This window comes from Pelomonas candidula (genome assembly GCF_043555985.1).
Classification (GTDB): Bacteria; Pseudomonadota; Gammaproteobacteria; order Burkholderiales; family Burkholderiaceae_C; genus Pelomonas; species Pelomonas candidula.
This window is the reverse complement of record NZ_JBIGIC010000020.1, coordinates 51,505-78,482: the sequence shown is the minus strand read 5'-3', so window position 1 is coordinate 78,482 and position 26,978 is coordinate 51,505. Positions and strand designations below refer to the sequence as shown.

At 66.8% G+C, this 26,978-nt stretch carries 20 protein-coding genes and 1 tRNA gene; 10 read left to right on the top strand and 11 right to left on the bottom strand.

Going from position 1 to position 26,978, the window contains the following annotated elements; translation table 11 throughout:
• Positions 1 to 327 precede the first annotated feature (327 nt).
• The 6 genes from ACG04R_RS26655 to ACG04R_RS26630 form a co-directional block, all read right to left on the bottom strand.
• Complete coding sequence (locus ACG04R_RS26655; RefSeq protein WP_394417196.1) at positions 328 to 822, bottom strand: helix-turn-helix domain-containing protein; 495 nt, start codon at positions 820 to 822, stop codon at positions 328 to 330.
• A 229-nt stretch (positions 823 to 1,051) separates the two neighbouring features.
• A complete protein-coding gene (locus tag ACG04R_RS26650) occupies positions 1,052 to 1,537 on the bottom strand; it encodes a hypothetical protein (protein WP_394417193.1) in 486 nt (161 codons plus the stop codon).
• Complete coding sequence (locus tag ACG04R_RS26645; RefSeq protein ID WP_394417190.1) at positions 1,534 to 1,989, bottom strand: hypothetical protein; 456 nt, start codon at positions 1,987 to 1,989, stop codon at positions 1,534 to 1,536. Before ACG04R_RS26645 ends, ACG04R_RS26650 begins: the two co-directional genes overlap by 4 nt.
• Before the next feature lie 76 nt (positions 1,990 to 2,065).
• A complete protein-coding gene (locus ACG04R_RS26640; protein ID WP_394417187.1) occupies positions 2,066 to 3,790 on the bottom strand; it encodes a hypothetical protein in 1,725 nt (574 codons plus the stop codon).
• Between the two features lie 101 nt (positions 3,791 to 3,891).
• Positions 3,892 to 3,981, bottom strand: a tRNA-Ser gene (locus tag ACG04R_RS26635).
• A 30-nt stretch (positions 3,982 to 4,011) separates the two neighbouring features.
• Positions 4,012 to 4,836, bottom strand: coding sequence for a symmetrical bis(5'-nucleosyl)-tetraphosphatase (locus ACG04R_RS26630; protein WP_394417184.1), 825 nt, complete (start codon positions 4,834 to 4,836; stop codon positions 4,012 to 4,014).
• Between the two features lie 186 nt (positions 4,837 to 5,022).
• On the opposite strand from ACG04R_RS26630, the gene ACG04R_RS26625 reads away from it, so the two are divergent.
• The 3 genes from ACG04R_RS26625 to ACG04R_RS26615 all read left to right on the top strand — a co-directional run bounded on the left by ACG04R_RS26625 (position 5,023) and on the right by ACG04R_RS26615 (position 7,972).
• The gene (locus tag ACG04R_RS26625) at positions 5,023 to 6,327 is read left to right on the top strand and encodes a hemolysin family protein (protein WP_394417181.1); all 1,305 of its coding nucleotides are present in this window, start codon (positions 5,023 to 5,025) and stop codon (positions 6,325 to 6,327) included.
• A complete protein-coding gene (locus ACG04R_RS26620) occupies positions 6,324 to 7,058 on the top strand; it encodes a SapC family protein (RefSeq protein WP_394417178.1) in 735 nt (244 codons plus the stop codon). The genes ACG04R_RS26625 and ACG04R_RS26620 overlap by 4 nt, the downstream gene beginning before the upstream one ends.
• Positions 7,059 to 7,276: 218 nt before the next feature.
• Complete coding sequence (locus ACG04R_RS26615) at positions 7,277 to 7,972, top strand: N-acyl amino acid synthase FeeM domain-containing protein (protein ID WP_394417175.1); 696 nt, start codon at positions 7,277 to 7,279, stop codon at positions 7,970 to 7,972.
• A 92-nt stretch (positions 7,973 to 8,064) separates the two neighbouring features.
• Here the strand turns inward: ACG04R_RS26615 and ACG04R_RS26610 are convergent, their stop codons facing one another.
• Both ACG04R_RS26610 and ACG04R_RS26605 read right to left on the bottom strand, forming a co-directional pair.
• Positions 8,065 to 10,779, bottom strand: coding sequence for a TonB-dependent receptor (locus ACG04R_RS26610; protein WP_394417172.1), 2,715 nt, complete (start codon positions 10,777 to 10,779; stop codon positions 8,065 to 8,067).
• Between the two features lie 478 nt (positions 10,780 to 11,257).
• A complete protein-coding gene (locus tag ACG04R_RS26605) occupies positions 11,258 to 11,995 on the bottom strand; it encodes an IclR family transcriptional regulator (RefSeq protein WP_394417169.1) in 738 nt (245 codons plus the stop codon).
• Between the two features lie 69 nt (positions 11,996 to 12,064).
• Between ACG04R_RS26605 and ACG04R_RS26600 the strand changes: the two genes are divergently transcribed.
• The 7 genes from ACG04R_RS26600 (at position 12,065) to ACG04R_RS26570 (ending at position 21,650) form a co-directional block, all read left to right on the top strand.
• Positions 12,065 to 13,033, top strand: a complete 969-nt coding sequence (locus ACG04R_RS26600; RefSeq protein ID WP_394417166.1) for an MBL fold metallo-hydrolase — start codon at positions 12,065 to 12,067, stop codon at positions 13,031 to 13,033.
• A gap of 7 nt (positions 13,034 to 13,040) precedes the next feature.
• Entirely contained in the window at positions 13,041 to 14,615 is a 1,575-nt protein-coding gene (locus ACG04R_RS26595; protein ID WP_394417164.1) for an FAD-dependent oxidoreductase, read from the top strand.
• A complete protein-coding gene (locus tag ACG04R_RS26590) occupies positions 14,612 to 14,824 on the top strand; it encodes a DUF2783 domain-containing protein (protein ID WP_394417161.1) in 213 nt (70 codons plus the stop codon). Before ACG04R_RS26595 ends, ACG04R_RS26590 begins: the two co-directional genes overlap by 4 nt.
• Positions 14,817 to 16,100 carry a homogentisate 1,2-dioxygenase gene (gene hmgA / locus ACG04R_RS26585; RefSeq protein WP_394417158.1) on the top strand — a complete coding sequence of 428 codons (1,284 nt, stop codon included), beginning with the start codon at positions 14,817 to 14,819 and terminating at the stop codon, positions 16,098 to 16,100. The genes ACG04R_RS26590 and hmgA overlap by 8 nt, the downstream gene beginning before the upstream one ends.
• Positions 16,097 to 17,329 carry a fumarylacetoacetase gene (fahA, locus tag ACG04R_RS26580; protein WP_394417155.1) on the top strand — a complete coding sequence of 411 codons (1,233 nt, stop codon included), beginning with the start codon at positions 16,097 to 16,099 and terminating at the stop codon, positions 17,327 to 17,329. Before hmgA ends, fahA begins: the two co-directional genes overlap by 4 nt.
• A 221-nt stretch (positions 17,330 to 17,550) precedes the next feature.
• The gene (locus tag ACG04R_RS26575; RefSeq protein WP_394417154.1) at positions 17,551 to 20,145 is read left to right on the top strand and encodes a TonB-dependent receptor; all 2,595 of its coding nucleotides are present in this window, start codon (positions 17,551 to 17,553) and stop codon (positions 20,143 to 20,145) included.
• 185 nt (positions 20,146 to 20,330) lie between these two features.
• Positions 20,331 to 21,650 (top strand): sugar MFS transporter, encoded by a 1,320-nt coding sequence (locus ACG04R_RS26570; RefSeq protein ID WP_394417153.1) that lies wholly within the window; start codon positions 20,331 to 20,333, stop codon positions 21,648 to 21,650.
• A 62-nt stretch (positions 21,651 to 21,712) separates the two neighbouring features.
• Here the strand turns inward: ACG04R_RS26570 and ACG04R_RS26565 are convergent.
• The 3 genes from ACG04R_RS26565 to ACG04R_RS26555 form a co-directional block, all read right to left on the bottom strand.
• Positions 21,713 to 22,866 (bottom strand): IS3 family transposase gene (locus tag ACG04R_RS26565; protein ID WP_394417152.1). Its coding sequence is split into 2 segments (ribosomal slippage): positions 21,713 to 22,626 and positions 22,626 to 22,866, totalling 1,155 coding nucleotides; the frame shifts between segments, so codons are not numbered across the junction.
• Positions 22,867 to 23,121: 255 nt separating this feature from the next.
• Complete coding sequence (locus ACG04R_RS26560) at positions 23,122 to 25,287, bottom strand: carboxy terminal-processing peptidase (protein ID WP_394417151.1); 2,166 nt, start codon at positions 25,285 to 25,287, stop codon at positions 23,122 to 23,124.
• A 212-nt stretch (positions 25,288 to 25,499) separates the two neighbouring features.
• Positions 25,500 to 26,978 carry a tryptophan halogenase family protein gene (locus tag ACG04R_RS26555; protein ID WP_394417150.1) on the bottom strand — a complete coding sequence of 493 codons (1,479 nt, stop codon included), beginning with the start codon at positions 26,976 to 26,978 and terminating at the stop codon, positions 25,500 to 25,502.

Here is a 26,978-nt window from a genome sequence, read left to right as displayed (position 1 = left end):
CTCTGCATCGTGACGCCGGCGGAGGGCCGGCTTGGCGTCTGACATGGTGTCCACCTAACTTGTTTGGTGGGCACCATCCTGGCTGCCGGCCACGGGCCGTTCAAGGTGAGTTGGCCGGACGGATACGCAGCACGAGCCACACGACACGGCTCAAGGCGATACACAAAGAGAGTACTTTCCTTGAAGGAGAGTCTGGAAGAAACCAGACCAAGAGAAAAGAGAGGGCGTCTCATAGCGAGACGCCCGATGCGACAAGGATGCGGCGGCCGGCATCCTCGCTGTCGCCCGACCAGGGATAGGACTCCTGACCGGGCAACCAAGGGAGGCTCACGCCTCCTGAAGCTCCAACTGGGTCAGCGCCTCGTAGAGCTCCGTGGCAGACATGGGCTCGCTGTCGATGTCCACTTCGCCGCGGTACAGCGCGTCGTCGTCCATCGCATCGAAGTCGTCGCTGTCCGGCAGGTGCAGGTGGTCGGGGAGCGGCTCGGACGGAAACAGCGGCTCGGGGCGAGCGAGGAGATGGGCCGGCGCTGCTGCCTCGACGGGCTTGGCGCGCGCCTTCGTCGGCTTGGGAGGGACGACGACGGTCACACCCGGGGTGGGGATGAGCAGCTCATAGTTCTCGATGGCCTTGCGCGGGTTGTCGTCCCGGTGGTGGAGCCGCACCCAGCCCTTGTCCTGCAGGCGATTGGCGGCGCGGGAGACGTTGTTGCGCGCCATGCCCGTCATCTTGGCCAGCGTTTCCTGGCTGGGGTTGACCAGCTGGGCACGTCCGCGAAAGCGGCACAGCGCCACGAACAGGCGGAACTCGGAGTGCTCCATGCTGTACTCCCCATCGAAGGCGAGAGGGCCCAACGCTTCGGCGGGAACCCTGGCAAAGCGGCCAGAGGGGAAGAAGTCATCAACGGGGGCGGCGTTTGCGGACGCCTCGCTCGTCGGGGTGGAGGAGGGGCTGTCGAGGGACGGAAGGGGGTGCATAACGGCTCTGGCAAGAAGACGTCAAGGCGACGCCATTTCCGTATATGGCCTGAGTTTTATCCGTCCGCCGCTTCTAGCCTGGGGCCTGCCGGTTGCGTTCCCACTCGGTGATGTAGCGCTTAAGCAGTTCCAACTGCAGTGACGGGAAGTCGTGCTCTGCCCAGCGTTCCTTGTAGCCCGCGAGGCCGTGTGCATTGAGAACCGCTTCGGCAGCGTCCCTGACAGCGCGTCCCAGGTCGACAGGATGGCCCGTCCAGGAGCACAGGGGTGTGCCTTCGGCATCTGGGCGATTGCCCCAGAGTTCCTGGAAGGATAAGACGGTAAGCCTCACGGTGCCGTTGTCCGTTCGGACGACGGCCCAACGGTACTCGCCCGGCTCTTCGTCGAAGCCGACCGAGATGCTGTGCGCGCCCGCCAGGACGGCGGCGGCGGCAAGCACGAGGTTGCCCAGTGCATCGGACAGATACGAGGCTGATATCTCGTAGTCCTTGCCACCTGTGCGGACGATGCAGACGGCCCAGCCCGAGCCAGTGAGTCGGTAGTCAATTGCCAAGGTCACGAAGCGTCCTTCATGGCAGCCATTGCCTCGTCGGTCGTGTCGAACGTCAGCACCTTCGCTGGAAAGCGAGTGCCTGTCGTGACCAAGCACTCAAGGGTACCGTCCTGGAAGGTGAAGACGAAGTGCTCCTTGTCCCTAAGGTACCGCGCTGCGTCGTGACGAGGATGGGCCGAGTTCGCACGCTCCAGTGACGCGAGTCGCGTCGAGTGGCGCACCTTGTGCACGGAGTAGAACTTCAAGCCGTGCGTATAGAGAGGATGCCCGGTCAGCGCCTCGTCGTTCGGATTTCCGTAGATGACCTGGTGGCAGACATCGAAGACGATGGTGGCGACCCTCTCGTCAGCCGTGGTGTAGCAGATGCGTAGCGGGCCGCGACCCGCAATGACGATGGGCTCCCCGGATGAGGCGGGCTGAGGCCAATCGGCTATCACCTCGACCACGTCGTCCGTCATGTCTGCCTCCTCTGGCAACTTGTGTTCGCCAAGTGTCGCATCGGATGGAGTCTGGCGCGCCGATCGGCGCGCCTTCTCACTCTCCGCGCAGCCAGGACGCATATGGCGGAGGCAACGTGACCGCGTCGAACGCCAAGGTCTTGAGATAGTCGCGCAGAGCTGCGGGGCTGTGGCCCCGTCCATAGGCCGCCTCGCTGCCCTCGACCTCGATGCGCCCCGCATCCTGGCTACGCACGCGCATGCGCCCGGTGTAGGCCTGCGCCATACCAGCCGGCCACTGGTGCCCCGGACGCTGCGCGTCGCGTATGCGGTCTTCGAGCTGGTGGCGGAAGCTGTGGTTGCCGAAGCCACGCCCGAAGGCCAGGCCGTCGCGTGCGTGGCGCAGGAACGCCTGCTCATATGCCCGGCCCAACATCGGAGCCTTGCCGCCTGGCTTGGGGATGCTGGATGGGAAGAGTAGGGCGTTCGCACCCGCCTGGCTGCGACGCTGTTCGACGTACTCGCCGAAGCCCAAGGCCAGGAGCGTGGGATGCAGGGGCACCACTCGCCTGCTCGGGTCGTTCTTCAGGCTGCGCACCACACCCGCCGCAAGCATCGCTGCCTGTTCGCCGTCCATCTCCTCGCGGAACTGGACGACGGACACGCCCTGCTGCACTGCGACGTCTGATGCGACGAGCTGAAGCACCTCGCGCACGCGGTTGCCATGAAACATGCACACGAGCGGCACCCAATAGCGGGCGCCGAGGTCGGTCGCCATCTTGCCGCGCCACCGGGTCGAGTCCGGCCGATACCAATCAGAGGCGAACAGCGTGGAGAGCTGACTGTCGGTGAACGGATGCCGCGGCTTGCGCCGGGCCTTCTCTTCCTTCGAGGTCAACGATGGCAGCACGTCGAGGTCATCGACTGGGTTGGCGCCTTCGAGCAGGCCTCGGGTGCGCGCGAGCGCGAAGACCTCCCGCAGCGTCCGCTTGACGAAGCCGTGCGCATGCTTCATCGACCACGGCTTCACCGGCGCTCGCATCCGCGCCTCCAGGAACTCGAACAGGTCGGATGCCTTGACCGCGCCGAGCGGCACATCGCCCAGGTGGTCAATCAGCTTCAGCCACACATGCACCGACGTGCCGGTGTGCTTGCCGCCCGAGCGCTGGCGCTTGAAGTCGCGGTACGGTTCGCTGAGCGCGCTCAGGCATGCGCCGACCGGTCGAGGCTCTTCTGGCGATGGTGCACCCTCGCCCTGGTTGCGGTTCAGTACGCGTCGTGTCGCTTCAAGTTCGACCTCGGCGAATTGGCGGACAAGCTGAGGGTACCGGGGGTCCGTGCGTATCACCATGAGCTTGATCTGCTCACACCAATCATCTAGCACCTGGAGCGTGGCCTCCCATTCAGGCGCCGATTTGCCACGAGCGAGTACTGACCGCATCGACTTGTCCGTGGCCTGGCAGAGCTGCGTCAGCGCGGCGTGCGACTTATCATCGTGGCCGGCACCCTCGTAGCGTCCGAGGTCGTCGATGTGCATCCACTGGTACAGCCTGCGGGCACAGATGTGCTCGATGAGTTCAGGCGTCAGCGGTTGTGGGCTCGCACACGCGGGCTTCGCGGCAGCAAGCAGCCTGTCCCATTCCGAACGCTTCTCCGCGATGAGCAGTGCCCCGATGGTCTTCGCCCGGCGAAGGTCGGCCGTGCCTGTGGACTTGCGGAATTCCCTGACGCCGGGGTGCCCCTTGAGGGCGGTTGGCGGCACAAGCCGCACGTACCAGTTCAGCGACCGACCGTGGTCGGGCCGATAGAAGTTCTCAGGCACTTCGCGTTGACTCGTTGTGGCAGACCTGTTTGGCACACCTACCGTCCTCTAAGCTCTTGAAATACAAGAACTTATCGGCGAATCAATGACTTGCTTGAGCTTGGCGGAAGCGGTGAGATTCGAACTCACGGAAGGCTCACACCTTCGACGGTTTTCAAGACCGTTGGATTAAACCACTCTCCCACGCTTCCGTGGAGCCGCGCATTCTACGGGTGGCCGGCTCATGTGCCCGGCTTGCGGGCTTGTTCGCACGCGATCTGGATGATCTCGCGTGCGCTGCCGTCGATGCGCGCTGCCGTCAGCTGCCCGCCCCAGATGCAGCCTGTGTCCAGCCCGAGCAGGGCGGGGCGGTCCAGCAGCCCGAGCGTGGACCAGTGGCCGAAGGCAATGGGCGTGTCGGCCGTGCGGCGGCCAGGCACGTCGAACCACGGCATGAAGCCGGTCGGTGCGGCACCGGCGCCGTCCTTGGTCTTGAAGTCCAGTTCGCCGCCGGCAGTGCAGAAGCGCAGCCTTGTCAGCGCGTTGACGGTGAAGCGCAGGCGGTCGTTGCCGGTCAGGGCGTCGCTCCAGCGCACGGGTTCGTTACCGTACATGGCGTGCAGGAAGTCGGGCATCGCGGGGCTGCGCAGCACGGCTTCGACCTCGCCGGCCAGCGCCAGCGTGTCGTCGCGGCTCCACTGCGGCACGACGCCGGCGTGCACCATCAGCCAGCCGGCCTCGAAGACGGCCAGGCGCTGCTGACGCAGCCAGTCGAGCAGCGCGGCGCGGTCGTCGGACTCGAGGATGGGTGTCAGCGTGTCGTGGCGGCTTTGGGGCCGTACGCCGTGGGCGACGGCCAGCAGGTGCAGGTCATGGTTGCCGAGCAGGCAGGTCGCAGCGCCATCGAAGGCGCGCAGGCGGCGCAGCGTCAGCAGCGATTGCGGCCCCCGGTTGACGAGGTCTCCCAGCAGCCAGAGACGGTCGCGCGAGGGGGAGAAATCGATGCGGGCCAGCAGGCGCTCGAAGGCGTCGCAGCAGCCCTGGAGGTCGCCGATCAGGTAGTTCATTGGCGCGGATGCTAAGCGGGCCGCCGTGGTTCAGTTGTCGGCCGGCAGCAGGACCTCCTGCACCGCGTTGAGCGTTTCGAGCGACGAGGGAATATGCGATGGGCGCCGTCATGGCCATCTGCTAGTCTCCCGGGCTTCGTTTTTGACCCGCGCCATTCCGGGTTTTCCCTGGTTTTGGCGCCTTCGATGGATACCGCACTCGTTCTCTTTCTGATCCTTCTCAACGGCCTGTTCGCAATGTCGGAGATGGCCCTGACCGCCAGCCGCAAGGCGCGGCTGCAGGTGATGGTGGAAAGCGGGGAGGGCGGCGCGCAGGCGGCGATGGACCTGCACGAGAACCCGACCAAGTTCCTGTCCACGGTGCAGATCGGCATCACGGGCATCGGCGTGCTGAACGGCATCGTCGGCGATGCGGCGTTCTCGGGTCCGCTGTCGACCTGGCTCAGCGAGACCTTCACGCTGAACCCGCACGCCACGCAGATTGCCGCAACGGCGCTGGTGGTGGTCATCATCACGCTGCTGACCATCGTGTTCGGCGAGTTGGTGCCCAAGCGCATCGGCCAGATCTATCCGGAGACGGTGGCCCGCCTGGTCGCACCGTGGATGAACTTCATCTCCATCGCGGCGCGCCCGCTGGTGCGCACGCTGAGCTTCTCGACCGAGGCGACGCTGGGCCTGCTGGGCCTGCGCAACAAGGGCTCGCGTGGCGTGACGGAAGAGGAAATCGCCGCCAGCCTGGAGGAGGGCCTGGACGCCGGTGTCATCGAGGAGCACGAGCACCAGATGGTGCGTAACGTGTTCCGCTTGGACGAGCGCCAGATCGGTTCGATGATGATTCCGCGCGCCGAGATTGCGTGGCTGGATGTCGAGGCGACGCCGGCCGAGGTGCTGGCCGTGCTGCGCGAGCACGGCTTCAGCCGCTACCCCGTATGCCGCGGCAGCCTCAACGAGGTGCTGGGCGTGGCCAATGCGCCGGCGTTGCTGGCCGGCATGCTGGAGGGCCAGCCGCTGGACCTGACGGCGGGCCTGGAGGCGCCGCTGTTCGTGCCCGAGACTCTGTCGGGCATGGAGTTGCTGGAACATTTCCGCGTCTCGGACGCGCCGCTGGTCTTCGTCGTCGATGAGTACGGCGAGGTGCAGGGCGTGATTGCCGTGCGCGACGTGCTGGAAGCCATTGCCGGGGAGTTCAACGCCCCGAGCGACGGCGATGCCTGGGCGGTGCAGCGCGAGGACGGGAGCTGGCTGATCGACGGCCTGATCCCCGTGCCCGAGCTGAAGGACCGCCTGGAGCTGAAGGAACTGCCCGAGGAGGACCGTGGGCGCTACAACACGCTGGCCGGCATGATCATGCTGCTGCTGGGGCGGTTGCCGCGCACGACCGATGTGGTGGAGTGGGACGCGTGGAGATTCGAGGTCGTGGACCTCGACGGCAAGCGTGTAGACAAAGTGCTGGTCAGTCGTCTGGCCGAACCTGGAGAGAGAGAAACATGAGCAACCCCCCGATGTACGGCGACCTGCAGCCGCTGGACCGTGAAGTCCACAAGAACCTGAAGCTGGACACTGCCCAGCCCGTCGTGAGCCGCGTGGCCGACCAGAACTCGGTGTTCCTGGCCGCCGTCGAATTTGCCGACGCCTGCAAGGAATTCCCCGTCGTGTTCGTGCGCGCTGGCGAGCCGGATGCCAACGGCAAGCAGCCCGTCGCGCCGCTGGCCGTGCTGGGCCTGAAGCCGGGCTCCAACCTGTTCGTCGATGGCGACAAGTGGACGGCCAACTACGTGCCCGCCTATGTGCGCCGCTTCCCGTTCGCGATGGCTCGCCTGGATGGCAACGCCAACAACCTGGCTGTCTGCTTCGATAGCAAGTGGAGCGCCTTCAACGAGACGACAGGCGAAGCCCTGTTCAAGGACGGCCAGCCGACCGAGTTCCTGCTGAGCGCCCGCACGTTCCTCGAGAACTTCGAGCAGGAAGCCGAGCGCACCCGCCTGATCTGCGCGCTGCTGTCTGACCTGGAACTGCTGCAGGACATGCGTTTCGAAGCCACCCTGCCCAACGGCGAGAAGCTGGACGTCGAGGGCTTCCTGGCGCTGGACGAGAAGAAGTACGCCGAACTGCCCGATGACAAGGTGCTGGAACTGCACCGCAACGGCCTCATCGCGCTGATCGAGATGCACCGCCTCTCGATGGGCAACATGAACCGCCTGGCCGGCCGCTACGCCGCCTGATCGGGCGCTGCCGTAGTGCTGAGAAAGGCCGTGCTTTGCATGGCCTTTTCTTTGCCTGCCGCGCGTCCCGGATGACGACGATGGGGGCTCGCCAGGGGCATGGAAAACCCTTTTTCTAGGGAATTCACATGTATCTATCTGTGAGTGCAAGGGAAAAGTCACCTTTACGTCCCTAGACTCCGCCGCTCGGTGCGTTGGGTGCCAAAGGATTTAAGTCAATGATCCCTATCTTCAACAAGGAAAGCCGGCGCACGCCGACCAACCCTTACGGCGGCCCGCCGCTCGAGTTGAACAGCGACTTCGGTTCGCTGGAGGGCGACGCACTGGAGCTCATGCAGCGCCGCTATGGTGATCGTGGCCTGGCGGTTTCGCGCGAGCGCTTCAGCAGCCGCAACGAGGCTGGCGATATCGTTTGCACCGCCAACGACGGCGACAAGATCATCGGCACGCTGGCCGTGCGTTTCGACGGCGCGGGCGGCCTGAACGCCGACACGTTGTTCAAGGAAGAGATGGCCGAGTGGCGTGCCGCGGGCGTCACGCTGTGCGAGTTCGGCGCGCTGGCTGTCGACAAGCATTCCCACGAGCCCAAGCGCGTGCTGGCCCAGATCTTCCACCTGGGTTATCTGCACGCCCACCGCCGCGCGCGTGTCCAGCGCCTCGTCATCGAGGTAAACCCGCGCCATGTCGCCTTCTATCGCCGCTGGCTGGGCCTGCTGCCCTACACGACGGCCCGCCACAACCCGCGCGTGAACGCGCCGGCCGTGCTGATGAGCTTCGACTTCGCGACGGCGCGCGAGCAGATTGCGTTGCTGGGCGGCAAGCCGGAGCTGATGGCGACCGAGCGTTGCCTTTATCCGCTGTTCTGGGGCTCCGAGGCCGAAGCCGCGATGCTGGCCAAGCTGCCGCTGAGCTGAGATTTCGACGCGGCTGCGCCGGGCCTGTGGTCGCGGTGTGGCGCCATGAAAAAGGGCCCCGTGGGGCCCTTTCGTTTGCCTGAGCGCGAGGCTCAGAAGTCGTACGAGGCGCGCACGTAGTAGGCACGGCCGATGGGGCTCGTGTAACGCGGGTCGTAGCCGGACTGGAAAACCTGCGTCTGGTAGCTCAGCGGCGGGTCACGGTCGGTCAGGTTGCGCACGCCCAGCGTCAGCGTGGCGCCCTTCATCGGCTTCCACGAACCGTACACGTCCAGCGTCGCGTAGTGGCTGACGTTGTTCGGGCCGTAGTCCTGCGTCAGCACGTCGAAGTAGCCGGACTTGAAGTACACAGTCGCCCCTGCGGCGAACGCATCCTTGGACCAGGTGCTCGTCAGCGTGGTCTGCCAGCGGAACACCGGGCCGGTGCCGGAGTAGATGCCGACGCTCTGGTTCCACGGGCCGTTGCGGAAGTCCTGGTACTCGTACTTGGTGACGTAGGTGCTGTTCAGTCCGAAGGTGAAGGTGCCGATCGACGACGGCAGGCGGTAGTTGGCAGTGATGTCCACGCCGTTGGTGTTGGTGCCGCCGAGGTTCTGCTGGCGCACGTCCACGTAGCCGCAGTTGGCGCCCGGGCACTGGTTGCCGTTGGTGGACAGTTGGTTGTCGCCGTTGCGATGGAAGTACTGGCTGAACAGGGCGTAGTTGGCCTTGTTGAACAGCGAGTCATCGCCGACGACGCCGATCTGGTTCTTCAGGCGCAGCCACCAGAAGTCCAGGCCGAAGCTCAGGTCGGGTATGGGCTGGATCATCAGGCCCAGCGTGGCGTTCTTGCTCTTTTCGGGTTCCAGCTTCAGGTTGCCGCCGTTCAGCACCATGACCTGGACCTTGCACACCGAGGGGCCTTCTGTGCCGGTCGCGCACAGCAGCGGGTCGTTGACGGTGCCGGAGTTGGTGTAGGTCTGGGCGGCGTTCAGCTCGTACAGCGACGGCGCGCGGAAGCCCGTCGAGTAGGAGCCGCGCAGCAGCACCTGCTTGCTGGGCTGGAAGCGGAAGCCGATCTTCGGATTGGTGGTGTTGCCGAAGTCGTTGTACCGGTCATAGCGCACGGCTGCGGTGATGTCCAGGGACTTCAGCAGCGGTACGTTCAGCTCGCTGTAGGCGGCCGACACCTTGCGCGAACCAGCACTGTAGGTGGCGGGGTCGATGCCGGTCGAGTCGATGACGATGGCGGCGTAGTCGGGGTTGGCCTGCTGGACGAACTTTTCCTTGCGGAATTCCGCGCCGATGGCGATGGCCGCCGGCCGACCGGCACCGAACCAGTCGCTCAGCTCACGGCTGGCGCGGGCGTCGAGGTTGGTCGTCGTGCCCTTGGCGAACATGATCAGGCCGGAGGCGCCGGCCTTGTCCAGCAGCGCCTGGCCGGCGGCACTCTGGGTACCGAAGGGGTTGATGACGCCGGTCAGCACGCCCTCGTAGATCATCGGGCCGTTGGCGTAGCCGCTGGTCAGGTTCTCGTCGACCTTGTTCTGGTTGTGGCTCAGGCCCACGGCGTAGTCCCATCCGGACAGCGTGCCTTCCAGCGACAGCACGAAGCGTTGCTGGGTGTTGGTGTTGCTGTCGCCGCGCTGGCCGTTGGGCATGTCGCGCCAGCGGGCGATGACGTAGCCCGGCTGGATCGTGGCGCCGCCGTCGGTCATCGTCTGACCGACCAGGCCGTCGGAGTGGTCGGCCTTCAGGCCGTTGAACGCCGGGTCCAGCGCCGAATTGGTCGGGAAGTAGGGGTTGGGCGTGCCGTCCGGGCGCAGCGGGTTCACCACCAGGAAGCCGAACGGCACCGGGGCGATCAGCGTCTTCACGTTGCTGCGCGTGATGAAGTATTCGGCGCCCAGCGTGTGGTCGTTGCCCAGCTTCAGGTCGCCCTTGATCATGCCGGAGGCGCGCTCGCTCTTCGGGATGTAGTCCACGAAGTTGGACGTCGTCATGTAGCAGGACGTGCCGTCACCCGCCGGGATGATGAAGGTGCCGTTCTTGCAATCCGGCGCGGCGGGGTTGTACCAGACATCGGGGTCCTGGTAGTAGTTGCCCGGCGATGGCGAGCCCGAGATGCCGCCGGGGTAGCGGGTGTTGAATGAGCGTTGCGAACCGCTGATGCGGTCCTGCTTCTGGAAGTCCACGAAGCCCAGCACGTTGAAACCCTGGGTCTCCAGGTCGCCGAAGCCGAAGCCGGCGTTGGCGTTGGCCGACTTGCCGCCGGCGTGCTGGGGGGCGTCTGCGCCCAGCGTGATCGTGCCGCCCTGGTATTCCTTGCGGGTGATGAAGTTGATGACGCCCCCGATGGCGTCGGTGCCGTACAGCGCGGAGGCGCCGTCACGCAGCACTTCGATGCGGTCGATGGCCGCCATCGGGATCATGTTCAGGTCGGGTGCCGAGCCGTCGAACGCGTTGTTCGCGATGCGGCGGCCGTTCAGCAGCACCAGCGTCTTGTTGGCGCCGACGCCGCGCAGGTCGGCGAAGGAGGCGCCGCCGGTCGACGCGCCCACGGCCTGGCTGGTGCCGAGGCTGGCCTGGCTGGCCGTCAGCGTGGTCAGGATCTGCTCGACCGTCGTCAGGCCCTGCTGCTTGATGTCCTTCATCTTGAAGACGGTGACCGGGACGGCGGTCTCGGCGTCCAGTCGTTTGATCGCCGATCCGGTGACGGTTACGCGCTCCATCTGAGTCGCCGGGGTATCCGGCGTGGTTTGCGCCCAGGCGCTGAAACCGCCGGCAGTCATCAGGACTGCCGCAGCGATGCGGGTTTGCTTGTGCATTTGTGCTCCAGGAAATATTGGCAAGCGGATGGCCCGCCAAAAACTCAGCCGAAAAGAGGCGCCCGGTTGGAGCGCTGGCTGATGGCTAAATTTTCCTGGTGCGTAAAAAAGTAGGGGGACTAGGGAATCTACGGAGTTGAGGGCATTAAGCCGGGGTTGCTGCCGTGATATCCGCCTAGTTCATTGATCTGAAAGAGAAATCGCGCCTCTTCGGTGAATTGATGCACCGAGGGTTTGATGTATTTGACCAACTGGAAAGATTTGTTTGCATCGCTTCACTGGATGGCAAAGTATGTAACTTTCCGGATGATTATTTATTACCTTCTTTGGCAGTTTGCGGTGATATTTTGGCGAGCCGGAAATAAATGGCGAGCCGCCGTCGCTGAAATAACCTGCGCCGTGCGCCGCCGAATTGCAAAAATAGTTTGCGATGGATTGCCGTAAGAAGCCTGTCGGCGGCCTTGCGGCGCCGCCAGCCTCAATGCCCGAGGCGGCGGGACAGCAGTGCCGCAGCGTCGCGCAGCGTCGTGGCGAGCTCGCCGTCCGGTGACGTGTCGAAGCTGGCGCTGGGGCCGATGGCGGTGACCGTCAGCACCAGCCGGCCTGCCGCGTCGAACACCGGCGCTGCTGCCGCGCTGACGCCAGCGATGACCCCGTCGCGGGACGTGGCCAGCCCGGCCTCGCGCACCGCCGCCAGGGTGGTGGCGTCGGGCAGGGGTTCGCCAAGCGCGACCGCTTCGTCCGCGCGCCAGGCCGCGAACAGCCGGCCCGAGGCCGTGCCCGCCAGGCTCATGACCGTGCCATGGCGCATGCTGATGTGCACCGGCGTCGGGCCCTCGGCCACGCGGACGATGGTGGGGCCGCGCGTGCCCCACACGGCGATCGCCACCGTGTGGCCCAGCTGAAGTGCCAGTTCCTCGATGACCGGCGTGGCCAGCCGCACGGGGTCGTACTGCTGCAGGCTGATGAGGCCCAGCTGCAGCGCCAGCGGCCCGAGGCCGTAAGGGCCGCTCCCGCCGTCCTGCTCCACGAGGCCTAGCTTGATGAAGCTCACCAGGTAGGGGTGAGCCTTGGCCGGCGCCATGCCGGCCTCGCGAGCCAGGTCCTTCAGCGCCATCGGCCGGCCGTGGTGGGCCAGCGCCAGCAGCAGCTGGCCGCCCACTTCGATGCTCTGGATGCCCCTCGGTTCCTTGCTCGTGGCCTTGGCGTCGTTCATGCAAAAAATTCTATATTGCTGAATTGATTTGTAATGAGATAAATTTGCGGACCAACGTGGGAGACCCGCATGACTGTCAAAGCCTTCGCCTCGCAAGCCGACCTGGAAGAGAAGCGGGTCACCTTCGAGCGCCTGTCCCAGCACGCCTGGGCCTATACCGCCGAGGGCGACCCCAACACCGGCATCGTCATCGGCCGTGACGCGGCGATGGTCATCGACACCCAGGCCACGCCGGTCATGGCGGCGGATGTGATCCGACGCATCCGCGAGGTGTCGGACGTGCCGATCAAGTACGTGCTGCTCAGCCACTACCACGCGGTGCGCGTGCTGGGCGCGAGCGCGTTCAAGGCCGAGGGGCTGGAGCAGGTCATCGCCAGCGAGGCGACGCTGGCGCTGATCCGGGAGCGCGGCGAGCAGGACAAGGCCAGCGAGATCGGCCGCTTCCCACGGCTGTTCCGCAATGTCGAGTCCGTGCCGGCCGGGCTGACCTGGCCCACGCTGACCTTCAACGGCCGACTCACGCTGGACCTGGGCGGCGTCAAGGTCGAGATGTTCTCGCCCGGCCGCGGCCACACGGCGGGCGACACGGTGGCCTGGCTGCCCGGGGAGCGCGTGCTGTTCAGCGGCGACCTCGTCGAGTTCGATGCGACGCCGTACTGCGGCGACGCGCACTTTGCCGACTGGCCGGCGACGCTGGACGCCATCGCTGCACTGAACGCCGCGGCTCTCGTTCCCGGCCGCGGGCCGGCGCTCAAGGGCGCGGAGCAGGTGGCTGCAGGCTTGAGCGGCACGCGCGCCTTTGTCAGCGAGCTGTACGCCGCCGTGCAATCGGGCGTGAAGTCCGGCGAGGAACTGAAGGCCGTCTACCAGCGCACGATGGCGGCATTGCGGCCCAAGTACGGCCACTGGGTCATCTTTGACCACTGCATGCCGTTTGACGTCACGCGAGCCTATGACGAAGCCGGCGGCATGGTGCACCCGCGCATCTGGACCGCCGAGCGCGACGTCGAGATGTGGAAGGCCCTCGAAGGTGCCTGACCCTGTCATGGATCTGCCTCGCTACCCCTACCACCAGACGCTGGAGCAACGCTCCGGCCTGCCGCAGCGCCGCCCGGTCGTCATCGTCGGCGCCGGCCCGGTGGGGCTGACGCTGGCGCTGGACCTCGCGAAGCGCGACGTGCCGGTCGTCGTCATCGACGACAGCGACCGCATCGGCGAGGGCTCGCGGGCCGTCTGCTGGGCCAAGAAGACGCTGGAGGTGTTCGACCGCCTCGGCGTCGGCGAGGCCGTCGCGCGCGAGGGCGTGCGCTGGCATCGCGGCCGGGTCTTCCACGGCGAGCGCGAGGCCTATGCCTTCGACCTGCTGCCGGAGAGCGACCACAAGATGCCGGCGATGGTGAACCTGCAGCAGGACCAGGTCGAGGCGCGGCTCGTGCGCGCGGTGCAGCTGGAGCAGCGCATCGAGCTGCGTGGCCGGCACGAGCTGATCGGCCTGGAGCAGCATGCCGACAGCGTGACGCTGACCGTGCGCACGCCGGATGGCCTGTTCGACATGCGCGCCGACTGGGTTATCGGCTGCGACGGCGCGCGCAGCCCCACGCGCACGCTGCTGGGCCTGCGCTTTGCGGGCCAGATCTTCGAGGACCGCTTCCTCATTGCCGACGTGCGCCTGGACGCCGGCGCGCGGCCTCGTGGGTTGGACCCGGACAGGCCCGAGCGCTGGTTCTGGTTCGACCCGCCGTTCCACCGTGGCCAGTCCGTGCTGCTGCATGCGCAGGCCGACGGGCTGTGGCGCATCGACTTCCAGCTGGGCCGCGATGCCGACGTCGAGGCCGAGCGCGATCCCGAGCGCATCAGGGCGCGCGTGGCGGCGATGCTGGACACCGACCGGTTCGAGCTGGCCTGGTCGTCCATCTACCAGTTCAGCTGCCGCCGCGCCGAGCGCTTGCGCGTGGGCCGCGTGCTGCTGGCGGGCGACGCGGCGCATCAGGTGTCGCCTTTCGGCGCGCGTGGTGCCAACAGCGGCGTGCAGGATGCCGACAACCTCGGCTGGAAGCTGGCTGCCGTCGTGAAGGGCGAGGGCGACGACGTGCTGCTGGACAGCTACGAGTTCGAGCGCCTGGAGGCGGCCGATGACAACATCGGCCACTCGACGCGCGCCACCGACTTCATCAGCCCCAAGAGCGCGCTGAGCCTGCGCCTGCGCAAGGCCGCGCTGGATCTCGCGGCGCACACGGCCTTCGCGCGGCCGCTGGTCAACAGCGGGCGGCTCTCCCTGCCCACCGAGCATGTCGATTCGCCGCTGAGCACGCCCGACGCCGAGCCGTGGTCGGCCGGCCCGTCGCCCGGCTGCCCCGCGCCGGACGCGCCGCTGGAGGGCGGCTGGCTCAGCGAGCAGTTCGGCCAGTTCCTGCTGCTGTGCTTCGGCTGGCCGGCGCCCGCGGTGGGTGTGCGCGCCATCACGTTGCCGGCCGACGGCGTGGCCGCCGCGCGCTACGGTGCGCGGCCGGGCAGCGTGCACCTGATCCGGCCCGACGGCGTCGTCGCTGCGCGCTGGCATCGATTCGACGCCGACGCGCTGCGGATGGCGCTCGCGCGGGCCCACGGGAGGCTGTCATGACGACGACCACGAAATTGACCCTGACCCCAAATTTCGGCGGCGAGGCGGATGCCTTCTACGCCGAACTGATCGCCGCGCAGGCCGGCCTTGCCGACGAGGCCGCCGTCGACTGGCTGGCGCGGCTGACGCTGATCCTGTGCAACCACATCGGCGACCGCGAGGTGCTGCGCGAGGCCTTCGTCGCGGCCCACAACGAACACCATGACTGAACTGACTTACCTCACCGGCTTCGGCAACCAGCACAGCAGCGAAGCCCACCCCGGCGCGCTGCCCATCGGCCGCAACAGCCCGCAGCGCGCGCCTCATGGGCTCTACGCCGAGCTGCTGTCGGGCAGCGCCTTCACCGCGCCGCGGGTTGACAACCAGCGCACGTGGATGTACCGCCGCCAGCCGTCGGTCGTCGTCGGTGGCTACGAGCCGCTGGCGCATCCGCGGTGGAAGAGCGGCGCCGCGCAAGGCGAATGCGCCTCGCCCGACCCGCTGCGCTGGGGACCGACGCCGCTGCACGATGACGGCGACTTCGTCGACAGCCTGCGCAGCTATGCGGTCAACGGCGAGCCTGGCCTGCATGGCATGGGCGCGCTGGCCTACGTCGCGTCGCACTCGATGGGCCGTCGCGCGCTCGTGAATGCCGATGCCGAGATGCTGATCGTGCCGCAGCAGGGGCGGCTGCTCATCACGACCGAGCTGGGTCGCCTGGAAGTTGCGCCAGGCTCCATCGCGCTGCTGCCGCGCGGCATGGCCTTCAAGGTCGATCCGCTGGACGTGCCGGCGCGCGGCTATGTCTGCGAAAACTACGGCGCCGCCTTCCGCCTGCCGGAGCTGGGGCCCATCGGTTCCAACGGCCTGGCCAACGCGCGTGACTTCGAGGCGCCCGTGGCCTGGCACGAGCAGGAGGAGGGCGACTACCAGATCGTCAAGCGCTATGGCGGCAGGCTGTGGCGCGCAACGCAGGCGCACAGCCCCTTCAACGTCGTCGCCTGGCACGGCAACCTCGTGCCCTGCCGCTACGACACGTCGCGCTTCATGACGATCAACACCGTCAGCTTCGACCACACGGACCCCAGCATCTTCACGGTGCTGACCAGCCCCAGCGACACCCCCGGCTGGGCCAACGTCGACTTCGTCATCTTCCCGCCGCGCTGGATGGTGGCCGAGGACACCTTCCGCCCGCCCTGGTACCACCGCAACGTGATGAGCGAGTTCATGGGCCTGGTGCTGGGCCAGTACGACGCCAAGCCCGAAGGCTTCAAGCCCGGTGGCGCGAGCCTGCACAACAGCTATGTGCCGCACGGGCCGGACACCGAGGCCTTCGACAAGGCCAGCAACGCCGACCTGAAGCCGCACAAGCTGGACGCCACATTGGCCTTCATGTTCGAGACGCGCTGGCCGCTCAAGCCTACGGCCTGGGCGCTGCACGAGGCGCCGCTGGAGACGACCTACGCCCGCTGCTGGCAGGGCCTGAAAGACGAGTTCAAAGCATGACCATCGACCACACCCACGACGCCGCGGCCCTGTCCTGGGTCGCATCCGCCAACGACCCCGCCACCGACTTCCCGCTGCAGAACCTGCCGTTCTGCTCGTTCCGCCGTGCCGGCACGCTGGAGCCCTGGCGGGTCGGCGTCGGCATCGGCGACCAGATCCTGGATCTGAGCGCCTGGGGCATTGCCGATCTCAACGCGCTGATGGCCCGCCCGAGCAGCGAGCGCCGCGCATTGCGCCACCGGCTGTTCGAAACCTTGAAGGCCGGCGCGCCCGAAGTCGGGCTGGTGCCCCAGGCCCAGGCCGAGTTCACGCTGCCCTGCCGCATCGGCGACTACACCGACTTCTACACGGGCATCCACCACGCCCGCGCCGTCGGCCGCCTGTTCCGCCCCGACAACCCCTTGCTGCCCAACTATCAGTGGGTGCCCATCGGCTACCACGGTCGCAGCAGCTCCATCGTCGTCAGCGGCACGGCGCTGCGCCGGCCCAAGGGCCAGGTCAAGCCGCCGGACGCCGATGCGCCGGTCTTCAAGGCGAGCGCGCGTATCGACTGCGAACTGGAGCTGGGCCTGTTCGTTGGCCCGGGCAATGCGCTGGGCGAGCCGTTCGGCATCGACGAGGCGGACGAGCATGCCTTCGGCCTGACGCTGCTCAACGACTGGTCGGCCCGCGACATCCAGCCCTGGGAGTACCAGCCGCTGGGGCCCTTCCTGGCGAAGAACTTCGGCACGACGATCTCGCCATGGATCGTCACGATGGAGGCGCTTGCGCCGTTCCGCATCCCGTTCACGCGGCCCGCCGACGACCCGCAGCCGCTGCCCTATCTCGACTCGCCAGCCCACCGCGCGAACGCCGCCTTCGACATCGAGCTGGAGGTCTGGTTCAAGACGCCCGCGATGGCCGAGCCCGCGCGCATCTCGCGCTCCAACCTGCGCCACGCCTACTGGTCGCTGGCGCAGATGCTGACCCACCATGCCAGCAACGGCTGCAACCTGCAGCCCGGCGATCTGCTGGGCACGGGCACCATCAGCGGCCCGGCGCCCGACGAGGCCGGCTCGCTGCTGGAGCTGACGCTGGGTGGCAAGCAGCCCATCACGCTGCCGGGCGGCGAGCAGCGCACCTTCATGCTCGATGGCGACCAACTGGGCCTGCGTGCATTTGCGGAGAAACCCGGATTCCGGCGCATCGGATTCGGGCCCTGCGACGGCGTGATCACGCCCGCAAGCTGACCCTGTCTTGCGCCAACGTAACGTCGGCGCAATGAAGTCCAACAAAGCGCAACGCGCCGCTCCAGCTTCAGTCGCCGCCGCTAGATTGCCGTCACTGGCCCGCGGCTGACGACCGAGAGACAACGCAGCCCGGCCTTCCAGAGACGTGCCCAGCCTGAGGGTTCCTGCCCCAGGCGAGGCCGCTTGTTGTCCGACAAAAAACGTTGCCCAGGAGCACCTACGTGGCCAAGCCTCATTTCAAGCAGAACCTCTTGCCCCACCTCATCGGCCTCGCGCTCGGCGCGATGGCATTCGGCGCCGCGGCGCAGGAAGCCGCGCCCCAGACGCAGCAGCTCGACACCGTCGAGATCCGCGGCGTGCGGGCGACGCTGAAGAAGAACCTGTCCGAGAAGCGCGAGTCCGGCAACATCGTCGACTCGATCAGCGCCGAGGACGTGGGCAAGTTCCCCGACAAGAACGTGGCCGATTCGCTGCAGCGCATGCCCGGCATCTCGGTGGACCGCATCTGGGGCGAGGGCAAGGCCATCTTCGTGCGCGGCACGGACAAGAACCTCAACATGACGCAGCTCAACGGCCAGGCCGTGGCGTCGTCGGAGTGGTGGCTGAACGAGCCGCAGACGCGCAGCTTCAACTACGACGTGCTGCCGTCCGAGATCGTCGGCAGCCTGGACGTGTTCAAGAGCCCGTCGGCCGATCTGGACGAGGGCAGCATCGGCGGCCTCGTCATCGTCAAGACCCGCAAGCCGCTGGCGTTCAAGGACCAGCTCACCGTGCAGGCCTCGGCCGAGGCGATGTACAGCAAGCTGCCGGGCAAGACCGACCCGCAGCTGTCGGGCCTGCTGAACTGGAAGAACGACGACAAGACCTTCGGCGTGCTGCTGGCCATCAGCAGCCAGAAGCGCCACATGCGGCGTGACGGCCTGGAGAACTTCACCGACGGCAAGTACGACGTCAAGGACCAGAACGGCAACGTCACGAACGCCTATGCCTCCTGGGGCGGCGGTTCCGCCATCTTCCGCCAGGAGCGCGAGCGCACGACCACCAACCTGGCGCTGCAGTTCCAGCCCAACCCGGCGACCGACATCGTCCTGAACCTGATGGATTCGGACATGAAGATGAACAACAACAACCAGAACTACCTCTGGCAGGCCGGCGGCCTGGCGGTGGGCGGCGTCATCAGCGTCACCGACCCGAAGTTCATCAGCACGTCCGACGGCGGCAAGGCGCTGGTGGGGGGCACCGTCGGCCCCAAGACCGGCGTGTCCTTCGAGCCCATCTACCGCGAGTCCTACGTCAGGTCCCGCGTGGCGGACCTCGATGGCAGCTACCAGGCCGGTAACTGGAGGTTCCACGGCCAGCTGGGCACCACGTCCAGCGAAGGCGGCAGCTCGCATGACCGCCACTTCTGGATGGAGGGCGACACCCGCACCACCATCAGCCTCGGGCCGGATCACTACGGCGTGAAGTACCTCGACATCAACCCGCTGGACCCCAAGGCGCTGACGCTCAAGTCCGGCGACGACCGCGTGCGCCGCATGGAGGGCAAGGAGAACTACGCCCAGGGCGACGTCACGCTCGACATCGACAGCAGCCTCATCACCGACGTGAAGTTCGGTGCCAAGCTGCGCGACAACACGCTGAAGAACCAGCGCACCCAGGGCACGGCCGGCCCGGGCTCGACGGGCTGGCAGTCGTTCTCGCTGGCTGACCTGTCCACCGGCCCCTCGCCGCTGCTGAGCCAGGCCGCGGCCACGTCGGATGCGCTGACCCAGTACGCCTGGTTTGACGACGCGCTCGTCGCCAGCAAGGGCATCCCGATGTACGACAAGGCCATGACGTACAAGGATGTGCCCAACGAGGATTACCGCATCCACGAGCGCATCTCGGCCCTGTACGGCAAGGCCGACTTCGCGTCCGGCAAGCTGCGTGGCGATTTCGGCCTGCGCATCGTGCGCACCGAGCAGACGTCTGAAGGCTTCCTGGGCAACGCCAGCGGCGGCTTCTCGCCCACCAGCGTGAAGAACACCTACACCGACGCGCTGCCCAACCTCAACGCCACCTACGAGCTGAGCAAGGAAGTGGTGCTGCGCGGCGCCATCGGCAAGACCATGGCCCGCCAGACCTTCGACCTGCTCAGCCCCGGCCTGCGCCGTGACGGCACCGTGCTGACCAAGGCCTACGCCGGCAACCCGCTGCTCAAGCCCGTGCATGCCCGCCAGGCCGAGTTCGGCGCCGAGTGGTATTACGCCGATGCCGCCCTGCTGTCGGGCACCTTCTTCGTGAAGAAGCTCGACACGTTCACGTACAAGGCCTCGAAGTCAGAGGTGGTGGGCAGCGAGACGCTGACGGTGGAGCGCCCCTACAACGCCGACAACGGCGCCGACATCAAGGGCCTGGAGCTGCAGTGGCAGCAGCCCTTCGGCCACACCGGTTTCGGCACCGTCGTGAACTACACGTACACCGACGCCACCGCCGGTGCCGTTGCCGGTCAGCCGCACCTGAAGGTGCTGGGCAACTCGCGCGACCAGTTCAACTTCAGCGGCTACTACGAGCAGGGACCGATCAGCCTGCGCATCTCCTACAACTACCGCTCCAAGAGCTATGGCGACGTGGAAATGGGCGGCCAGGTCGTCAATGCGGCCTACGGTCAGTGGGACGCCTCGGCCAGCTGGGACGTGACGAACAAGGTCACCGTCTACGCCAGCGCGGTGAACCTCAACAACGAGGTGATCCGCTCCAACACGGCGGACGGCATCCCCATCGGTGTCTACGAGAACGGTGCGCGCTACAGCATCGGCGTGCGAGCCAAGTTCTGAGCCCCTCGCCCGGTCTCGCCTCGCTGAACGCGGGCGAGCCCGGGTCTGTCCCCCGAGGGGACGGCGATGCGTGCGGCATTGAGCCGCACGCACATCGCCCCGCGGGCCGGCTTGGGAGCGGCCCGGCGCTCGGCCCGAAATACCTTGCTTACGCACCGTGGGTGCGGAGTGGATCACTGACTTCCATGCACACCAAAACCCTCAACCCCACGGCAGGCCAGGGCGTGCTGCTGCCGATGATCTTCATCGGGCTGATGTTTTTCATCCTCGGCTTCGTCACCTGGCTGAACGGCTCGCTGATTCCCTTCCTGAAGATCGTCTGCGAGCTCAACAACTTCCAGGCGCTGTGGGTGGCGTTCGCCTTCTACATCGCCTACACGGTCATGGCCCTGCCGTCGGCGGCCATCCTGGCGCGCATCGGCTACAAGCGTGGCATGACGGTGGCCCTGGGCGTCATGGCCATCGGCGCGCTGGCCTTCATCCCGGCGGCGCGCTCCGGCCTCTACCCCGTGTTCCTGCTGGCGCTGTTCACGCTGGCCAGCGGCATGACGCTGATGCAGACGGCCATCAACCCCTACATCGTCTGCATCGGCCCGCGCGAGAGCGCGGCCATGCGCATCTCGATCATGGGCCTGTTCAACAAGGGGGCCGGCATCGTCGTGCCCCTGGTGTTCACGGCACTCATCCTGTCGGGCATGGAGCGCTTCTCGGAGTCGGCGCTGGCAGCGCTGGACGCCGCAGGCCGCGAGGCGCTGCGCAACGAGCTGTCGCAACGCCTGGTCTTCCCTTACGCGGTGATGGCGGCGGGCCTGGTGCTGTTCATGGCGCTGATCCACTTCTCGTCCCTGCGCGAGCCCGAACTGGAAGCGGCCGACGCACCGTCGGGCGAGGTCAAGCGCTGGGGCGTGTTCCAGCACCCGCAGGTCGTGCTCGGTGCCATCGCGCTGTTCGGCTACGTCGGCGTGGAGGTCATCGCCGGCGACACCATCGGCCTCTACGGCCGGCAGCTCGGTGTGGCCCACTACGGCGTGCTGACCTCCTACACGATGGGCTTCATGGTGCTGGGCTACCTGCTGGGTGTCGTGCTGATCCCGCGCTGGATGTCGCAGCGCATGGCCCTGGTGGCCTCGGCCGTCACGGGTCTGCTGTTCGCCAGCGGCATCGCGCTGTCATCGGCCACGGGCACGGGCCTGTCGCAGGCCCTGCTGGGCTGGGCCGGCGTGCCTGCCGTGCCGGACACGGTGTTCTGCCTCGCGCTGCTGGGCCTGTCCAACGCGCTGGTCTGGCCGTCCATCTGGCCGCTGGCACTGGAAGGCCTGGGCAAGTACACAGCGGCAGGCTCGGCCCTGCTGATCATGGGCATCTCGGGAGGTGCCCTGATCCCCATGCTCTACGGCCATCTGGCCGACGTGAACGGCCCGCAGCCGGCCTACTGGGTCATGCTGCCGTGGTACGGGCTGATCCTGTGCTATGCGGTGTTTGGCAGCCGGTTGAGGCGGTGGTGAGGGTGTGTGACCGGCGGCTTGGCAGCGGGTGCTGTGCCATGATCTGAATCGCCCCGGTTTTCCTAGACACCCGTGAGCCGTTGGGAATGGCGTCGTTCGAACTCGACCGGCGAAGTGTCGCCGGCAGTGCCGTGGCGCCGCTTGGGGTTGTAGAACATCTCGATGTAGTTGAAGACGTCGGCACGAGCGTCGTTGCGCGTGGCGTAGACCTGCCGACGGATGCGTTCGCGCCTGAGCAGTTGGAAGAAGCTCTCGGCCACGGCGTTGTCGTGGCAGTTGCCGCGCCGGCTCATGCTGCTGACCAGGTTGTGGTCGCGCAGGAAGGCCTGCCACTCGTGCCCCGTGAACTGGCAGCCCTGGTCGGAGTGCACCGTGACGGCCTGCTTGGGCTGGCGGCGCCGTAACGCCATCAGCAACGCATCCAACACCAGGCTGGTGTCGATGCGACTGCCCATCGACCAGCCCACCACCTGTCGCGAGAACAGGTCGACCACGACCGCCAGATACAGCCAGCCCTCGTGCGTGCGGATGTAGGTGATGTCGCTCACCCAGGACTGGTTGGGTTGGGCCGTCGTGAACTGGCGCTGCAGATGGTTCGGCGCGACCACGGCAGGCTTGCCGCCGCGCACCCCAGGGCGGCGCCTGTAGCCTGTCCGCGAGCGCAGCCCTTCAAGCCTGAGCAGCCGCGCAACGCGGTGCTTGCCGCAGTGCTCACCGAGGTCGCGCATGTCCAGCGTCAGTTTGCGATAGCCGTACACGCCGCCGCTCTCCAGCCACGCCTGCTTGAGCAAGCCGGTCAAGCGCTGGTCGTCCTGGGCCCGCGAGCTCTGCGGCTCGGCCTTCCATGCGTAGTAGCCGCTGGGGTGCACCTGCATCACCTTGCACATGCGCCGCACGCTGTAGTGGGACTCGTGCGCCTTGATGAACGCGTACCTCACCCGGACTGCTTGGCAAAGTACGCGGCGGCCTTTTTTAGGATGTCGCGCTCCTCGGTCACGCGCCGCAGTTCGGCCTTCAGTCGCCGCAGCTCTTCGGTCTGCGAGGCCTGCGCCTGTCGCTCAGCGGCCGGCGCCGAATACGCCTTGATCCACTTGTACAGGCTGTGCTGGCTCACGCCGATCCGGGCGCAGACGTCGGCCACCCGATGACCTCGCTCCGTGATCTGCTTGACCGCCTCGATCTTGAATTCTTCCGGGTAGGGTTGCTTCGCTGTCATGGCACCTCCTCAGGGCCTCAGTTTGAGGCTCGAAGGTGTCTACTGAACCCGGGGCGATTCAACATGCCAATTTGAGGCAGATGGCTTCGTCACGCGGCCAGCACATCACCGAGCGAGCGGTGAGCCGAATGCCGCCGCCCTCGGCTCAAAACGAGCATTGGCTTGAGCCTCGGACATTGCCTGCGGCGCCGGACGCTGGCAACCGCTTTGATTCGCGTTTCCGACCCTGCCGGGCCATCCAGTCGGCGTGCAAGCCTAGGGTTTCGATGAGCCCGCCGGCAGGGCCGTGACCACCACGGGCCGGGCCGGCAAAGCGCTCGCTGCCGTTTGGGACTGGCCCTCTTTCAACGCCACGCTGTCGGACAGGATGTTGACGGACTCGTTCAGCAGCACGTCGTTGATGCCTTCCCTGGTTTTCTGCGCGGCGAGGTCCTTGCTGAGCTTGCGTTCATCGAACTGCAAGCCATCGTCAGACAGCGGGTTGCCCGCGCCCGCTTCGGCGGCCCCCAGCATCGCAGCCAGGCGCTTCTCCGCGGCGGCTCGCTCCTTGCGCCTCGCCTCTTCGTTGAGGGAGATGACGTTGTTCTTGCGCAGCTCCTGGGCCTTTGCCAGGCGTTCCAGCAGGTTCTGGTAGTCAGGGTCTCGTTGAACGCGGCTCTCGTGCCACGCCAGCAGGCGGGGCAGTGATGCCGTCACGTCGCCCACAGGCGCGTAGTCGGCCGCCTTGATGCGGGTCCAGGGCAAGGGGTTGTCGAAGCTCGATTCACCGAATTGGGTGTCGTCGCCGCTGGGCGGGTAGCCGATGTCCGGCGTCACGCCACGCAGTTGCGTCGTGCCGCCGTTCACCCGGAAAAACTGCGCGATGGTCATCTTCAGTTCGCCGAACACCGGCGTGGCATTCCTGGCGATCTGGTCGAGGCTGGCAACGGTCTGGACCGTGCCCTTGCCGAAGCTGGGCTCGCCGATGACCAGGCCGCGACCGTAGTCCTGAATCGCCGCGGCAAAAATCTCCGACGCCGAAGCCGAGCTCCTGTTGATCAGCACACCGAGGGGGCCGTCCCAGGCCGGGCCGGCATCGGCATATTTCTCGACGCTGATCTCGCCCTTGGCGTTGCGTGTCTGAACCACCGGGCCCTTGCCAACGAACAGGCCCGTCAGATCGACCGCCTCGCGCAGCGAGCCGCCGCCGTTGTTGCGCAGGTCGATCAACAGGCCCTCCACCTTCTGGGCCTTCAAATCCTGCAGCAGCCTGGCTACATCACGTGCCGCGCTGCGGTAGTCCTTGTCGCCCTTTCGCAGCGCATCAACGTCCTCGTAAAACGAGGGCAGGGTGATCACGCCGATCAGGCGTTTGCCCGCGCCCGTGGCCACCGAATAGACCTTGGCCTTGGCCGCGCTGTCCTTGATCGTGATGGTGTTGCGGACAAGGCTCACGCTCTTGTTGGGTGTATCGGGGCCGTTGTCGGCTGGCAGGATGTCCAGTCGCACCGTCGAATTCATCGCGCCGCGAATCGCTGCCACCGTGTCGTCCAGGCGCCAGCCGACCACATCGTCCATCGGGCCCTTCGTGCCTTGCCCCACGCCCACGATGCGGTCGCCCACCTTCAGCTGCCCCGACAGACTCGCGGGGCCACCGGGCACCAGTTCCCGGATGGTGGTGTAGCCGTCGATCTCGGTCAGAACCGCGCCGATGCCCACCAGCGACAACCGCATAGAGATGTCGAATTCCTCTGCGGCGCGAGGCCCCAGGTAGTTGGTATGGGGCTCGATCGCCATCGTGTAGGCATTCATGAACGCCTGGAAGGCGTCGGCGCTGGAGATCTTGCCCAGTCGTTTGGCGGCGTTGTCGTAGCGTTTGTCGAGGACCTTCGCGATGGCCGCGTCGTCCTGGCCCGCCAGCTTGAGCCGCAGCCAGTCGTTCTTGACACGCTTGCGCCAGAGGTCGAGCGACCCAGCCTCGGTCGCGGGCCAGGGCTGGTCCTTGCGGTCGATCATCAGCGTCTCGTTGCGCTCGAAGTCGAACCCCTTGTGCAGCAGGCTGCGGCCGTAGGTCATTCGTTCGAGCACCCGGCGTTCGTACAGGTTGAAAATCTCGAACGGCACGCGCAGGTCCTCGGTCAGGATCGCATCGTCAAGCCGGGTGCGGTCCACCGCCAGGCGGTCGATGTCGGACTGCAGGAAATAGAGTTTCTCGGGGTCGAGCGACTTCAGGTACTGGTCGAACACCCTGCTCGACAAGGCATCGTCGAGCGGGATCGCCTTGTAGTGAAAGCGCGATAGCAGTTCCGCCGCCAGGTGAGCCGCCTTGGCCTCCTGCGCCACCGGCTTCAGCAGCGGCGGGTAGGCAGTTTCCGTGTCTGCTGCAGCAACCTGCGTTGCGGCCATAACGGCCAGCACGAGCCCAATCAGCTTTTGTCTCAATCTCAGTCCACCTCGGTTGAACGGCTCATGCGCCTGTGGGAGCCGGTCATGCAATGTTCATGGCCACGCGACCTTCACCTGACCAGCCAGCGCGGATGGTGCCATGCCGCGCGCGCCTGGCCTTGCCCGGTGGTGAATGTGGCCTGAGGTGGTGCTGCCGCTGACTGGCTGCAGCAAGCCTGCAGCAGGCGCTGCACGCCCGGCCCTGCAGTTCACCCGACGCTCAGATGGCCGCGGTGCGAGCGGAACGCCTGTGCCATCTGGCGCAGGCGTTGTCGGGCCTGGGCGGCCGTGAGCGTCTGTGGCGCCGCGCGCAGATCGGCCGGGAAGCGACCCATCCCGGCGAACAGGGCGTACCAGGACGGGCGCAGGTACATCAGCGCCGAGCCGTGGCGTTCCAGCTCGGCCTCGAAGTCGCCGCCGCGGTCCCAGACGTCCAGCAGGCTGGCCAGGCGTGCGGAGATGTGGCGGTTCGCCCGGTTGGCGCGCCAGTAGTCGGTGTCGCGCCGCGTGTTGAGCTGATAGTGGGCGACGACGTAGTCGCGCACGCCTTCGAACATCTCGTTGACGCGGCGGTTGTAGTCGGCCTGCCTGCCGCGGCCGAAACCGTCGCCTTCGAGCGCGGCGATGAGGTCTTCGATGCTGAACTGGATCAGCATCAGCGCCGTGGCCTCCAGCGGCTCGATGAAGCCCTGGGCTAGGCCTACCGCGACGCAGTTCTGCCGCCAGTGCTGCTCCACGCGGCCTACGCGCATGCGCAGCCGGCGTGACGTGGCACCCTCGGCCGCAGCGCCGAGGTGTGCGCGCAGCTCGCGTTCGGCGTCGTCGTCGCTGACGAAGTCTGAGCTGTAGACATAGCCGTTGCCATAACGGCTGGTCAGCGGGATCTGCCAGGCCCAGCCATGGCGCAGCGCGGTGGAGACGGTCTCGGACGGGATGTCCTCGCCGTCCACCAGCGGCGTCGGGATGGCGATGGCGCGGTCGTTGAACAGGTTGTCGCGGAACGGCAGGAAAGGCTCGCCCAGCGTCTCGTTGATGAGCAGGCCCTTGAAGCCGCTGCAGTCCACGAACAGCTCGGCCGCGATGCGCGCGCCGTTCTTCAGGTGCACGGCGGCCATGTCGCCGTTCTCGCGCTGCTCGACGCGCGCCACCGTGTCGACGATGTGGCGCACGCCCAGCCCCACGGCATGCGTGCGCAGGAAGGCACCGAGCTTGCCGGCGTCGAAGTGATAGGCATAGTCGGTGCCTGGGCCGTCGCCCGCATAGATCGGCGCGCGGCGTTGGCGGGCCAGTTCGGCGGCGAGGAAGAAGTCTTGCGGGTTGGCATCGGCCGCCTGGCCGCGGCGGCGCAGGCAGGCGTTGGTGAAGAACTGGTTGCCGAGCTCCCGGTCCGCCTCGTTGAAGAAGGGATGGAAGTAGCTCTCGTAGCCTGGCACCGAACTCCAGCCGGGGAAGCGGATGCCGCATTTGTAGGTCGCGTCGCAGGCCGGCATCCAGTCGCGCTCGGCGATGCCCAGCGTCGCGAAGAAGCGGCGCAGATAGGGCGTCGAGCCCTCGCCGACGCCGACGGTGCCGATCTCCGCCGACTCGACCAGCGTGACCGCGATGCCGCGCTCGCGCCAGCGCTGCTGCAGCAGGCAGGCGGTCATCCAGCCGGCCGTGCCGCCGCCAATGATGGCGATGTGCTGCAT

Bases quoted from the DNA above. Each gene is read 5' to 3' on its own strand.
- ACG04R_RS26590 (WP_394417161.1), top strand. From the start codon at position 14,612: ATGACGACGACCACGAAATTGACCCTGACCCCAAATTTCGGCGGCGAG.
- ACG04R_RS26595 (WP_394417164.1), top strand. From the start codon at position 13,041: ATGGATCTGCCTCGCTACCCCTACCACCAGACGCTGGAGCAACGCTCC.
- ACG04R_RS26555 (WP_394417150.1), bottom strand. From the start codon at position 26,978: ATGCAGCACATCGCCATCATTGGCGGCGGCACGGCCGGCTGGATGACC.
- fahA (WP_394417155.1), top strand. From the start codon at position 16,097: ATGACCATCGACCACACCCACGACGCCGCGGCCCTGTCCTGGGTCGCA.
- ACG04R_RS26610 (WP_394417172.1), bottom strand. From the start codon at position 10,779: ATGCACAAGCAAACCCGCATCGCTGCGGCAGTCCTGATGACTGCCGGC.
- ACG04R_RS26655 (WP_394417196.1), bottom strand. From the start codon at position 822: ATGGAGCACTCCGAGTTCCGCCTGTTCGTGGCGCTGTGCCGCTTTCGC.
- ACG04R_RS26645 (WP_394417190.1), bottom strand. From the start codon at position 1,989: ATGACGGACGACGTGGTCGAGGTGATAGCCGATTGGCCTCAGCCCGCC.
- ACG04R_RS26625 (WP_394417181.1), top strand. From the start codon at position 5,023: ATGGATACCGCACTCGTTCTCTTTCTGATCCTTCTCAACGGCCTGTTC.
- ACG04R_RS26620 (WP_394417178.1), top strand. From the start codon at position 6,324: ATGAGCAACCCCCCGATGTACGGCGACCTGCAGCCGCTGGACCGTGAA.
- ACG04R_RS26630 (WP_394417184.1), bottom strand. From the start codon at position 4,836: ATGAACTACCTGATCGGCGACCTCCAGGGCTGCTGCGACGCCTTCGAG.
- ACG04R_RS26605 (WP_394417169.1), bottom strand. From the start codon at position 11,995: ATGAACGACGCCAAGGCCACGAGCAAGGAACCGAGGGGCATCCAGAGC.
- hmgA (WP_394417158.1), top strand. From the start codon at position 14,817: ATGACTGAACTGACTTACCTCACCGGCTTCGGCAACCAGCACAGCAGC.
- ACG04R_RS26615 (WP_394417175.1), top strand. From the start codon at position 7,277: ATGATCCCTATCTTCAACAAGGAAAGCCGGCGCACGCCGACCAACCCT.
- ACG04R_RS26570 (WP_394417153.1), top strand. From the start codon at position 20,331: ATGCACACCAAAACCCTCAACCCCACGGCAGGCCAGGGCGTGCTGCTG.
- ACG04R_RS26600 (WP_394417166.1), top strand. From the start codon at position 12,065: ATGACTGTCAAAGCCTTCGCCTCGCAAGCCGACCTGGAAGAGAAGCGG.